This window comes from Streptomyces panaciradicis (assembly GCF_023516615.1).
Taxonomy (GTDB): Bacteria; Actinomycetota; Actinomycetes; order Streptomycetales; family Streptomycetaceae; genus Streptomyces; species Streptomyces panaciradicis.
The window spans coordinates 1-13,808 of record NZ_JAMGBF010000096.1 but is presented as its reverse complement, the minus strand read 5'-3'; the positions used below and the strand labels follow the sequence as shown (position 1 = coordinate 13,808).

The 13,808-nt window shown below is 66.3% G+C and carries 6 protein-coding genes; 5 read left to right on the top strand and 1 reads right to left on the bottom strand.

The window, feature by feature from the left end:
• Window positions 1-277: 277 nt before the first annotated feature.
• Window positions 278-436, top strand: coding sequence for a hypothetical protein (locus M8J74_RS28205; protein ID WP_249839143.1), 159 nt, complete (start codon window positions 278-280; stop codon window positions 434-436).
• 112 nt (window positions 437-548) lie between these two features.
• Here the strand turns inward: M8J74_RS28205 and M8J74_RS28200 are convergent, their stop codons facing one another.
• Window positions 549-4,040, bottom strand: a complete 3,492-nt coding sequence (locus M8J74_RS28200; protein WP_249839142.1) for a DNRLRE domain-containing protein — start codon at window positions 4,038-4,040, stop codon at window positions 549-551.
• Window positions 4,041-4,526: 486 nt separating this feature from the next.
• Between M8J74_RS28200 and M8J74_RS28195 the strand changes: the two genes are divergently transcribed.
• The 4 genes from M8J74_RS28195 to M8J74_RS28180 form a co-directional block, all read left to right on the top strand.
• Entirely contained in the window at window positions 4,527-11,747 is a 7,221-nt protein-coding gene (locus M8J74_RS28195) for a polymorphic toxin type 17 domain-containing protein (protein WP_249839141.1), read from the top strand.
• Window positions 11,744-12,013, top strand: coding sequence for a hypothetical protein (locus M8J74_RS28190; protein ID WP_249839140.1), 270 nt, complete (start codon window positions 11,744-11,746; stop codon window positions 12,011-12,013). The genes M8J74_RS28195 and M8J74_RS28190 overlap by 4 nt, the downstream gene beginning before the upstream one ends.
• A gap of 359 nt (window positions 12,014-12,372) precedes the next feature.
• Window positions 12,373-12,582, top strand: a complete 210-nt coding sequence (locus tag M8J74_RS28185) for a hypothetical protein (protein WP_249839139.1) — start codon at window positions 12,373-12,375, stop codon at window positions 12,580-12,582.
• A 1,023-nt stretch (window positions 12,583-13,605) separates the two neighbouring features.
• A partial coding sequence (locus M8J74_RS28180; RefSeq protein WP_249839138.1) for a hypothetical protein occupies window positions 13,606-13,808 on the top strand: 203 nt, incomplete at its 3' end.

The window sequence follows — 13,808 nt, the reverse complement described above, 5'->3', positions numbered from 1 at the left end:
TCACAAGGACCACCGCACCCGACGACCGGTTTCGGCGGCAGTTGGTGGGACGCGGCGTCCCGGTCGAGGCGGCAGACCAGTTGCTCGGCCTGTCCAGCGATGCAGCCATCTCCACCTGCCGCTCCCACTGCACACCACCGCGTGCGTCCGGCACCGCAAAGACCACGGTCAGGCACTCATGACCGCCTGAACGGGGCCTTAAATCACCTCGGCTGCGGCTGACAAGCGTCCCGACGGAGAGCCATCCCGCCTGATCGGCACTGGCCCCAACAGCGAGGTGCGCTCCTTCGATGCTCCAGCCGGGTGGTTCACCGTCTACGGACCCGACGAACGTACCAAGGTCCTGACCGAGGTTGGCATGTTCGTCGTCGGCCTTGCGGCGCAACTCGTCCGGGCGGGCGACGGACTCCTGACGCTGCTGTGCCAGAGCGGCTGACAGCAACGTGGAGCAAACGCTGGTCAAGCGACCAGGACGGCTCAGACGAACGCCTGCTGCCCCAGGACCGGTGTCTTGGGGCAGCAGGCAGATCAGCCCTGCTTCGGATCAGTCAGCCGATGGTGATCCGCTTTTGCCAGTAGTCGTTGGGGGCGACCGCTTCGGTGCCGGTGTCGGTGACGGAGGTTTTGCCGCCGGTGTGGAAGCGGACGGAGCCGTCCGCACGTACGGACCAGATGTCGGGGATGCCGTCCTTGTTGACGTCGGGCGTGCCGTACAGGAACGGCTTGTCGCTGCTGTACCAGCCCGAAGCGCCGTAGGTGAGGTCCACCCCGCCGGAGGAGTTGGCGGCCGACGCCAGCGAGTTGACGTCGACACCGCCTGCAGTGGCCGCTATGCCCTTGCGCAGCAGCAGGCGCCCGGTGACGTCGGTGCGATAGACCAGGTCGGCGACTCCGTCACCGGATACGTCCTGGGCGAGGACGATGTCGCGGTCCTTCCAGGCGGAGGCGGACAGGCGGATGGCCTGGTCGATGGTCGCGCCGTGGTAGCCGTTGAGGACCCACAGTTCGTCGTCGGTGCCGGTTGCGTTCTTGGCGGTGGCGAGGAAGTCGGTGCGGCCGTCGCCGGTGATGTCGCCGGCGGCCACGATCTGTGTGAGCGAGGACGGGCTGGGGGCGTTCTCGGGCAGGAGGATCTCTCGGCGCCGGTCGACGTTGACGGCTCCGTAGCCGTCTCCGGGGTAGACCCAGAGCCTGCCCTCGACGCGGACGACGAGGTCCTGCAGGCCGTCGCCGCCGTAGATGTCACCGTTGTGGGTGATCAGTGCGCCCTTGAAGTGGCCGTTCGCGGCGGCCACGTAGGGCGGCAGGTCGTCGCCGTTGGGGTCCTTGTCGGGGTTGGCGCGGTAGGCGCCGGCCATGGAGTAGTCCAGATCGCCGGTGCCCTTGGACAAGTCGTCCTTGTCCGCCTGGGACGGGTAGAGGGCGAGGTTGCCGGCCTCGGTGACGGCCATGAGGTCGGGAAGCTGGTCGCCGGTGAAGTCACCGGGCTTGTCGGCCTCATCGCGCGGGCTGACGTAGAAGAAGTACTTGGTGGGTTCGGAGACGTTGTCCGCGCTGTCGACGGCGCGGACGTAGAGCACGTTGGGTCCGGCCGTCGGCGGCTTCGCGTTGGAGATGCTGGCGCTGATGCTGGTGGAGGTGCCGGGCGTGCGGGCGACGCTGCCGGTGTAGGTGGCGGAATTGAACCCGTACTCGTAGCGCTTCACGTCGCTGTTGACCGCGCGCACCGTGAAGGATCCCGGCGTGCCGAACTTCTTGGTGGACCAGATGGCGTCCTCCGAGCCGCTGCCGAAGCCGTTCTCGCTGCCGTCCGCGTTCGGGAAGTCGGTGGAGCTCACCTTGGGCGGGCGGGGTGCGGTGGTGTCGAGCACGAAGCGACAGGGTGTCTTGGGAGACCAGGCGGAGGTCGATCCTGCGTCGTCTACCGCCCTGACCCGCCAGGAGTAGGTGGCACCGCTCTTGAGGGAGCTGGTGGCAAATGCCTTCGTCGTTCTGAGGGCGGTATCGGTGTCAGCGCCGGCGGAGACCTTGCCGGTCGTCTTCAGCAGGTCACCGGTGGAGTCGAATTTGCCCGTCTCCCACAGGTCGAAGTCGAAGTAGTCGAGGTTCTTGTCCTTGTCGGTGCCCTTGGCGGTGAAGGTGAGGTCGCCTGAGCCCATACGGACATACGGCTTGGTGGTGGTGCACTTGCCGTCCGGGCCGAGGTCGAGGGAGTTGGAGACGATCGACGGCTTGCGGTTGTAGACCAGTTCGAGGACCGGGGCGAAGTCACCGTCGGCCTGGAACTTCTTCCACGCGTACTGGGCGTCCTCATCCCGGGCACGCATCCCGAAGGTGATCGTGTCCTGACCCTTGTCGGCGGCTTTTTGAGCGCCCTTTTTGACGTCGAAGGTCTCGAAGTCGTCGTGGCAGCCGGACCGGTAGCCGTGGGCGAAGCTCTTGGTGGCCAGCTTGTTGCCGTCGTGCAGCTTCGGGGCGTTCTTCCAGTTGGTGTGGGAGTCGATCTCCCCGGTGAGGTGGACGCTCATCGAACGGTCCTGGCACGACCACGCGTACGTCTCCAGCATGCGCAGCTTCGCCTTGGTGATCTGCGTGCCCTTCAGATCCTTGTCGAAGGTGATGTTGAAGAAGGAGCGTGAGGTGCCCCAGGTGTCGGATTCGAAGCCGACGCGGGCTTCGTGGGTGCCGCCCTTGTTGAAGCCCTTGCCGTTGTAGAACGTCGCGTGGGGGAAGCGGTCGTAGGCCGTGGTCCAGTTCTGGATGTGCTTCTTGACCGAGGGGTCGATGAAGACCGGGTAGGTGGTCGCCGGATCGTCGAGGAAGTCCTGGTCGGGTGTGAGCGTCCAACTGCCGGTCGACAGGTCGGTGTCGACGATGTCGCCGCGCGAGTCGGGGGAGGGGCCGTCGAGGGACGCCAGGCTCAACGTCGCCGCGGATCCGGTCTGGGAGGGGGCGGGAGTCGGTTCGGCCGGCACCGAGGGCAGGGGTGATTCCGAGGTGGCCGGAGCCGAGCTGTCGCTGGCCGACGGCAGCACTTCGACGTCGGTGTCTCCCTGCTCGTCGGAGTCCGGAGGTTCTTCCTCGGTGGCGCTGGGCGAGGCGGACGGCGCATCGGAGACGGTGTCGGTGGGATTGGCCGACTCGGCGGCGGTCGGCTGGGCGGTGGCTCCCACCTGGCCGTCCGTGACGGCCGGTGTTCCGCTGCTGTCCCACATCAACGGCGTCGTCGACACCGCGACCTCTTCGTCATCGGCGTTCTCCGCGCTGACGATCCCGGACGCGGGATCGAGGCGGAAGGTGAGGTGGGCGGAGTGCAGGCCGTAGACCAGCTGTCGCACGTGCGGGTCGGCGGCCGCCTGACGGTTTTTCAGGACGACGAGCTGACCGAACCCGTCGTCGTCGGCGGTCAGCACGAGATCCCCGCCGGGGAAGATCTCCGGATACAGCGCCCGGTTGCCGTCGATGATCGGGGTCGGGATGGTACCGGGCCAGGTGAGCTGTATCTCGTACTCGGCGCTGCCGCCGACGTACAGCGTGACCAGAGGCGTCTCGGTTCCGGCGTCGGCCGCGGTGGCCTGCTTCACCAGGGACGCGCGTCGCACCGTCGATCGGGCGGCCCGCTGTCCGGCATGTTCCTTCGTGCCCGCGGAGAACACCATCCGCGTATTGGTGGCCTTCGGCTCAAAGCCCTGCGCGGTGCGGTGCAGACTGGGGTCGATCTTCTTCCACGCGCCGCCGACCTTGGCGCGGACCGGGGAGGAGAAGAGCTGTTTCATCATCAGCCCGTCGGGCCGGGCCCACGTGGTCGAGTGTGAAGTGCGTGCGGCCGTCACCTCGACGTTCTTGCCGGTCCTGGCCGCCTTGCCGAGGGCGGATGCCTCGGTGACGGTCTTGGCGCGGTGGGCCTGGTCGCTGCCGTCCCGAGCGGTGTCGTGGTCCAGACGGAACCCGGCGTAGACGATGCCAGTGGTGGCGACCGCAGTGGCGAGCAGCGCGGTGCCAACTCGGCGGCCGGGCCAGCCGGACCGGTTGCGCGTCATCGAACGAGTTCCCCTTCCCCCGTGGAGCCGGCGCGTAGCAGGACGCGGCCGGGCGAGGGAGATGATGACCTATGGGGAAGCTGTCGTCACCCTGTGAGGATTGGGCTTATGGGGTGCCAGGGGCGATGTCGACGTCGGCGGTGTGCCCCTCACGGCCGTGCGTGAGGCGGGTCGCGAGAGCTGATCCCTGCCTGGCGAGGAGGTGGAAACCGGGTGAATCCCCCCTGGGAGAAACGGAGTTCGGCAGGAAAGCTTTATGTTCGACCCAATGGAAGCTAAAGGGGTGGTTGTTCCCTGGTAAACGCTTCTGCCGCGTTCGGGCGACTTCATTGCGTAACGGGCCGCTACGTACGGTGATTATGATCACACTGGGACATGTGAGCCTGGTGTTCCCTCACAGATCGATCACAGAATCTTCGTCGTCTGACATGTCTTCACGCGTGGCCCGTCACCGGTCCCGCTTCAAGTGGTCCGGGGGGCCTCGTCGTGTTCGGTCGACTTTCGCGTGCCCGCGCGCGCCGCCTCGGGCGTACCGCGGCACCCGCCGTAACGGCGGCGCTGCTGGTGGGGCTGCTGCCCGCGCAGGCATTCGCCATCCCTCCGGACCCTTCGAAAGAGGAGACCGGGCGCGAGACACTGACGCTGGAGCACCTCGAGTCCGAACTGCCCGTCTCGGGCAAGACGTTCAGCCGGGACCTCAAGTCGCTGAAGGCCGACGTCCCCCAGGACCTGCTCACCGCGCCGTCCGGCACGACGACTCCTCCTTCCAACCTGGCCGGTTCGGTTACCTTCGACTCGAGCACGACCACAACGGCCTCGGCGCGAACCACCGCAGCGACGACCACGGCCGAGCAGACCGCCCTGAAGCCGGTCGGCACCTTGCCGGTCAGCCTGGGCCAGGCCACCGACCAGCCACCCCCCACGGGCACGTGGCAGGTCACGATCCCCGAACGCACCTCCTCCATGGCTCAGGGCGTCGACGGCGCCGTCATGGTCGTGCAGGCACCCGCCACTGGCGCGGTCCCGGTCTCCGTCAAGCTCGACTACACCAAATTCGAGAGTCTCTACGGAGCGGACTGGGCCTCCCGCCTGCACTTGGTGCAGTTCCCCGACTGCTACCTGACGACGCCGGACGACGAGGCATGCCAGACCTACGAGGACCTCGAGACGACGAACGACACCACGTCCGCCTCCCTCACCGCCACCGTCGACCCGGCCGGCGGCGACACGGTCACCCCCGCCTCGGCGCCCTCCTCGCCCTCCACCGGCTCCGGCATCGTTCAGGCGGCCTACCGCACGTCCGGTTCGGTCACGCCCGCGGCAGTGACGGGCAGTAGTACGGCAGTTGTCGGCGCGGTCGACTCCGGCAACGGTGGCGGTGGCTCCTTCAAGGCGACGCCGCTTGCCTCGGACGGCAAGTGGGAGGCGGGAGGATCCTCGGGCGCCTTCACCTGGTCGTACCCGCTGACCGTGCCGGCCGCGCCGGCCGGACCCGCTCCCAAGATCTCCTTCAACTACAGTTCGCAGACCGTGGACGGCCGTACCGCCGTCTCCTCACCCCAGGCCTCCTGGATCGGCGAGGGCTGGGACTACGACCCCGGTCACATCGAGCGCCGCTACCGCTCCTGCCAGGACGACCGCAAGACGCTCAAGGCCGGCGCCCCCAACAACACCGCCAAGAAGGACAAGACGTCCGACCTGTGCTGGGTGTCGTACAACGCGGTGATGTCGCTCGGCGGCAAGACCACCGAACTCATCCGGGACGCCGCCTCCGGCAGCGACCCGGACAAGGACACCGAGCTCTACCGCCCGCAGCAGGACGACGGCACCAGGGTCGAGCACCGCATCGGAGCCACCAACGACGACAACAACGGCGAGTATTGGGTCGTCACGACCACCGACGGCACGCAGTATTACTACGGCCTCAACGATGTGGGCGGCGGTCACGCGAAGACGGACTCGGTCTCCACCACCCCCGTTTTCGGCAACCACCCTGGCGAACCGTGCCACGCCGACGCCTTCGCCGACTCGCGCTGCGGCTCTGGCAAGCAGCAGGCCTGGCGCTGGGGCCTGGACAAGGTCGTCGACCTCCACGGCAACACCATGATCGTCAACTGGAAGCAGGAGACGAACTACTACGCCGTCCGCAAGAAGTTCAAGTCGCCCGAGCAGTACGACCGTTCCGCCTACCCGGCATCGATCGAGTACGGCATGCGCCCGGACAGCCTCACCAAGCCGTCCGCGACGATCGAGTTCGGCGCCAAACAGCGCTGTCTGAAGTCGGCCTCGGCCTGCGACGCGGCGAACTTCGCCAAGACCGACGACCCGGGCGCCTACCGGCCCTGGTGGGACACCCCCGGAAACCTCAACTGCAAGTCCACCTCCAAGCTGTGCCCGCCCTTCCCGTCCTTCTGGACCCAGCTGCGCCTGGACACGGTGACGACCAAGGCCGCCCGCCCCGGGCAGACCGGCCTCGGACCGGTCGACACGTACACACTCCACCAGTCCTTCCCGGAAGACTGGTACGACACCGCCCCCGGCCTGTGGCTCAACTCCATCACCCGCACCGGCTACGGCCCCGGTGACACCAAGGGCACGCCACAGTCCGACGACGGCATCAGCTTCGGCCGCTACACGGTGGGCTCCACCTCGCCGCTGAAAGACCGCCTGAAAGACCGCCAGCTGCCCAATCTCGTGCCACGCGGCAAGAACGACCAGCGGCCCGGTTTCACTCGCCCCCGCATTGGCGTGGTCTCCACCGAGTACGGCGGCGACATCGAGGTCGAGTACACGGGCGGCTGCACGAGCGAGCCGGCCGAGGACCAGGGCAAGAACAACGGCACCTGCTACCCGGTGCGTTGGTCACCGGACGGCGACGAGAAGACCCCGGCAAAGGCGTGGTTCAACAAATACGTCGTCGACTCCGTCACCGAGACCGACAAGGTCACTTCACACGGCCAGCCGATCCTCAGCAAGTACACCTACTCAGATGCGGCGTGGACCAAGAGCGACGACGAATTCACGCGCCCCGCACTGCGCACCTATAGCGACTGGCGCGGATACCGAGAGGTCCGCATCACCAAGGGCAGCAAGACCAGCTCTGATCCGGGCGTCCCCCAGGCCCAGTCCATGTCCCTCACGCGCTACTTCCAGGGCATCGGCGGCGAGGTCAAGGACTCCAAAAAGGAATACACGCTGGTTGCCGACGATGCACCGCAGTACGCCGGCATGACCGCGGAGAGCATCACCTACGTCGACTCCGGCGGCGCGATCCTCAAGCGGACCCTCAACTACCCCTGGTCCAAGCAGACCGCCTCCCGCCCCCGCGAGAACGAGGACGGCACCGCCGACGACCCGATCCTCGCCCACCGCACGGGCACCAAGCGCACGGACGAGATCCAGACCATCGGCACAAGCTGGCGGGCCGTGCGCACCCTCACCGACGTCGACGACACCTACGGCCTGCCCATCCAGGTGGAGACGGCCGTCGTCACCCCGAGCGGCTCCTCAGAGACCCTTTCCGACCAGACGTGCACCGTCACCTCCTACGTCCACAACACCACGGCCTGGCTGATCGGCCTGCCCAAGGAGCAGCGGACCACCGGCACGTCCTGCGCCGCCTACGCCAACGCCGATCCGGCGACCAAGCTCAAGTCGGCGATCCGCACCACCTACGACAATCTCTCCTACGGCGCGACGCCGACGAAGGGGCTGGCCACCTCGGTCGCCGAAACCGACGGCACCGGCACCTCGTACTCCGTCGTCACCGGCATGACCTACGACGGTCTCGGCCGGGTCCGCACGGTGACGAAGCCCGGTGAGGGCCCCACCGAGACGCAGTACACCCCGGAGACGGGTGGCCCGGTCACCTCAACCAAGGTGATCAACGCCCTGGGGCAGGCCACCACGACCACCTTCGACCCGGGCCGCAGCCTCCCGCTGTCCGTGACCGACCCCAACGGCCGTGTCACCCGCAGCGAGTACGACGCCCTCGGCCGACTGGTCAAGGGCTGGTCGCCCTCCCGCTCCTCGGGCGGCAAGTCGCCGAACGTCGTCATCAGCTACCAGCCGGCGATCGCCTCCGCCGACGAGAACCGCCCGGCGGCCGCGATCGTCGACTCGCTCGAGGACGACGGCACCTACGCCCGGGAGATCACCCTCTACGACGGTCTGATGCGCGAGGTGCAGAAGCAGACCGAGGCGCACGGCCCCGGCCGGATCGTCGTGGACACCGACTACAACGACCACGGTGTGATCGCGCGCAAGACCAGCGGCTACCTCGCCAAGGGTGAGCCGAGCGCGGAGCTCTTCCAGCCCCGATCCAAGTCGCTGATCCCGAGTTGGACCCAGTACCGCTACGACGGCCTGGAGCGCGAGGCCCGAGCCTCCGTCTACAACGACGGCGGCTACCAGTACGCACAGTTCACCTTCTACGACGACGTCAGCACGACCATCGACCCGCCAGGCTCGACGGCCCCCAGGACGCGCACGTACGTCGACGCCCTCGGCCGTGTCACGTCGATCAAGCACTTCTCCAAGGACGGCGCCACCACCGGCCGCACCACCACCTACGACTACGACGCCCGCGGCAACCGCAGCAAGGTCACCGACCCCGCCGGCAACGCCTGGACCTACAGCTACGACGCCCGCGGCCGGGTGACGTCCACCACCGACCCCGACACGGGCTCCACCAACACCTGGTACGACTCCGCCGACCGTCCCAACCATGTCAAGGACGCACTCGGACAGGAGACCTTCACCGACTACGACCTGCTCGGACGGATCACCGCGGTACGCCAGGGCTCAGCGACGGCCACGCCTGTCAAGGAGTTCGCCTACGACGACGCCCCCGGCGGCATCGGTCAACAGAGCAGCTCCAAACGGCATACGGACAACGGCGACTACATCAACAAGGTCACCGGCTACGACTCCGAGTACCACGTCACCGGCAGCGAGACGGTCATCCCGGCCAACTCCATGACCACGGGACTGTCCGGCACGTACGCCTACTCCTACACCTATACACCGACGGGCAAGCCCCAGACGGTGACGCTGCCGGCCGTCGGTGGCCTTGCGCAGGAAAAGGTCGTCACCCGCTACACCGCCGACGGCCTGCCGGAGTCGACCTCGGGTAAGACCTGGTACGCGGCCGACGCGACATACTCGCCCTACGGCGAGGTCCTGCGCACCGTCTCCGCCGCCCAGCCCTACCGCGTCTGGACGACCAACTTCGTCGACCCGCACACCGGCCGCGTGCAGCGCACGGTGGCCGACCGGGAGACCGACGGACCGCACCGCATCACCGACAGCTACTACTCCTACGACACGTCCGGCACGATCACGTCCAACGCCCGCCAGCTCAGCTCGGCAACGGGCGACACCTGGGACACCCAGTGCTTCACCTACGACGTGATGGGCGAGCTGGTCCATGCCTGGACCTCGAACATCACACCGGACGGCAAGGGCACCGGCTGCAAGGCGGCAAACGGCACAACGTGGGGCCACACCACCACCTACGCCCCCTCCTCCGGCCCGGTCGCCGACGCCCCGGACGAGGCGACGGACACCTCGACCCCTGACTCCTCACTGACCGCGGCCCTCGCCGCAGGGGCCCCGAACACCTCCACCGTCTCCACCAGCGGGTCGGCCTACCGCCAGTCGTACACCTTCGACTGGCTCGGCAACCGCTCGACGATGACCGAGCACGACACTGCCGACGCCACGAAGAACGTCACTTTCCGCTATGGCTACGGCAAGACGGTCGCCGCGAGCGGCACCACCCCGGCGACCACGACGCAGCCCCACACGATGACGGGCATCAGCTCCACCCCGTCCGGCAAGGGCAGTGCCTACACCTACGACGCCACGGGCAACACCACGGTCCGCGACCTGGCCAGCACCACCCAGCGGCTGGTCTGGACACCGGAGAACAAGCTCGACTCCATCACGGACGACGGCAAGAAGACCACGTACGTGTACGACGCCGGCGGCAACCGGCTGTTGGAGAACTCCTCTTCCGGCTCGACGCTGTACCTGGGCGATACCGAACTGACGACCAACGCCTCAGGCACGATCACGACGGCGTCCCGCACGTACACCCAGGCCGGCGCCCCGACCGTAGTGCGCACCACGGCCAGCGGCGCGACAACCGGTCACAAGCTGAGCGTGCTGCTCGCCGACCACCTCGGCACGGCGAACACCTCGGTGGACGTAGCCTCCGGCCAGACCGTCACACGCCGAGCCTTCAAGCCGTACGGAGAGGTGCGGGGCACAAAGCCGACGGCATGGCCCAACAAACGCAGCTACCTCGGCGTGGGCATTGACGACGCCAGCACCGGCCTGACGCACATCGGAGCCCGCGAGTACGACCAGAACTCCGGACACTTCCTCTCGGCAGATCCGGTAGTCGACCTCGCGGACCCGCTCCAGATGAACGGATACGCGTACAGCAGCAACAGTCCGGTCAGCAACAGCGACCCCACCGGGCTGTGCGCGGACATCGACTGCCCTACTCGCGCGACTCCCAACCACGAGAACAGGACTCCCACCCAGGCTCCCTCATCAGGGCCGCCGAGGTACACGGCGAACTACATCGCGGCGGTCAACGCCGGAAACGTCTACTCGCCCTCCTTCATCAAGACGCACTACGAGATCTACCCAGGCGTCTTCGTCGACCGAGGCTGGAAGTACAAGGAAAAGTACGCACAGAAGTTCTGGCAGGAAGCCGCGAACTGGTGCCAGGAGGCAGGACCCAGCTGCCTGAATGAACCCGCCGAAAACGAAGAAGTCGCACAAAATATCCTGACTCACCTCAAGTTCCTCGCCTGCATGCGCCTTGGGCACGAGAGCGGATGCGGAGGGAAAATCGCCCCCTTGGGCGCGGTCGCCATGATCGCAATGACCGGAGGCTCCGAAGGCCCCGGGGGCTTGGAGGGTGGCGCCCTAAAGTTGCCGGGCGGGTGTAAGTGCTTCCTCGCGGGCACCGACGTCCTTATGGCAGACGGCTCGACCAAGAACATCGAGGACGTGAAACTCGGCGACCGGGTCAAAGCGACCGACCCCAAAACCGGGAAGACGAAGTCCCGCAAGGTGACCCGCCTCATCCGCACCGAAGGCGACAAGTACTTCAACGAACTCTCCATCGCCACAAAGAACGGCATCGAGAAGCTCACAGCCACCCACGAACACCCCTTCTGGTCCCCGTCCGAGCATGACTGGACACCAGCGGGCGACCTCAAACCGGGCATGGCCCTGCGCACGGACGACGGAAGCACCGTCATCGTCACAGGCAACCGGTCCTTCACGAAGCACGCGCGGACGTACAACCTCACGGTCGACGAACTGCACACGTACTATGTGCTGGTCGGTGAGACTCCGGTACTCGTTCACAACAGCACCTGTTGGAGCGTTAAATCGAGAATGCGTGCAGCGGGTCCGGGAGATGAATTCGGTCTGCCAAATCAGGGTCGCATTCGATATGTGCCCCCGAAGAACTATAATCCCGCGAATCCATTGCCTCGAGGGCGCAACGGTGGATATATTGACCGATTCGGTAATGAGTGGACAGTGGGCCCATCACGCACCGAGGGGCACCCTTTCGAGTGGGATGTTCAGCTGTCGCGTCAAGGGCGCGAGAAGATCGGTTGGCTCTCTCGCGATAATCGCCACGTAAATGTAGATCCCTTTGGGGAGGTGACCCACAAATGAGAGAGCTCGATTTCGATGAAATCGTCACCGTTCTCGAAACCAGCCACACCGTGGAGCTTGGAGTTGCCGGCGCCAACGGGGTGATTCTGGGTAAGAGTCAAGGGATCGACGAAAAGACCTACGCCGTCCTCATCGAAGACGAAACGACCATGCTCCCTGAGTCTGTCCTCGTGTCAACTGGGCGCCGTATCGATCCAGGTGAAGTGTATAGCGGTGAATCCATCAAAGTTCAAGCAGAAAAGTATCCGGATGAAGGGGTGAAGTGATTGAGGTCCGCCCAGTTTTTTCGCCGCCCTGAATCTTGAATTCGGGTCAATCTGCAACGGGTTTTTGTTCGGTGTATTTGTGTCATCCGAACGTCGCTGCAGGAACTGGCTGGGTGAGCAGTAAGTATGCGGAGTCCTTGCAAAGTTGAAGCCCCGTCAGGTGCAGCCTGAGGGGGCTTTTGCACGAGAAGTAGTTGACGGCAACGTCAGTGGACACTGACTCCGCATGGTGACTTGTGCCGTCGTTCGCGGGGCCGACCCGTGGCCAGCAGGACTGCCGAGCGCCGTACTGAGGGTGTGGTGGCGTCGAGTTGAAGGCGGAGCCGGTTGTAAGTATTGGCGGTGAGGCCTATGTGGGCGTGGCCAAGGAGTTCCGTGATGACGACGAGTCCGACGCCCTGTCGCAGGCGCAGGATGGCGGTGGTGTTGCGGAGGTTGTGCAAGCGCATGCGGCACAGACAGGCCATGTGGAGGACGGCAGTGAAGGTTTGGGTGAGCTCTGTCGAGTCGACCGGTCTGCCCTGCGGGTGAACACGGCTTCTCGTTACCTGGCCTTGCTGGGCAGATGAGTGAGGCCGTGGGTGCGGGCGCGCTGAAGAGAGCGGCAGATGGTTTGTGGCCCGCCTCAGGCCGCTCTCCTGTCTGTGAACCGCTTCGATGGCTTGCCAGCGTCGTTCGAAGTCGGCGTTTGGCGCCGCGATGCAGGCGGTGCTGATGGGCTTGTTGTATTGCGCGGTGATGTCCTGGCGGGCGCATTCACGGGCGATGTCGGGGGGGAGGGCACTCGGGTATGTACGCGTTGGTTGGACCAGAGGTTGTAGATGCGCCAGCGTAGGAAGTGCCGTCGTAGATTGGCGGGGCTAATGGGTTGATGGTTGCGGCCGAGCAGGCCTTGCGTGGCGAGGTGGGCGGAGAGTTCCTGACCGGTGGGTTCGGTCCCGCGATGGTTTTGGTAGTCCATTCAGGCGAGGTAGTAGCGGTCGGGAAGGGTCAGGCTTCCGTCGGCTGAGCGGTCTTGCGTCCGGTGGACGAGGCCGCTGGTTTGTGGCGTCTGCCGGGACTGTGTGGCGTCCGCCCAACCTGGGGCAGCGCGCGCCGGGCCGGCATGGCCGAGCTGTTCCCGGGTGGCCGCTGTAGCTGGGCAAGGATAGGGGCGCTGTAAAGCGCTGGGTTGGTCGCATCGCTGCTCAGGACGGAGTGGATCGCAGTCAGGTGCGTCGGTGGCGTTCCGGTCGGTGGGGTCGGCATGGCGGGTGCCGGTGGTAGGGCCAGAATGGTATGCGTGAGCGTGCGTTGCGCGCGCGGGGCCAACTGCGTCGGGCCCTGGGGTCGTTGGCGGTGTGGGAGAAGGGGGTTGTTCGCTGCTGCCCGCGGTCAGCCGGACCCGGGTGAGGTCGTGATGTTCTGCGGGCGTCTTCGCGCTAAGGGGCTCGCGGGATGTCGTGTGCTGGCTCGTGACAGGCGAGCCGTGGACGTATCGGCCGGGGGACTGACCGGCCTCCTGAGCGCGAACGCGCGCCTGAGGGTGAGGCGCCAGCTGCGGCTCAACCTTTAATCCGGGGCGAGAAGCCTGCAGAAGTTGTGGTGCTGCGATGTGGCTGACCAGCGTGGAGCGCTCCTTGCCGGGAAAGTTGGCTTTGGCCGCAGCAGGCGCTGGCTTGACGGAAACACCGCTTTTGCCCGATTTCGTGTCCGCGGCCGGATCTGCATTGACGGCCTCCCACTGGGCTGCTGCTGGCATCGAGGCTGGTTCGATGCCCGCCGCGGCCAGGCCCGCCGGGGCCGTCTCCGCCAG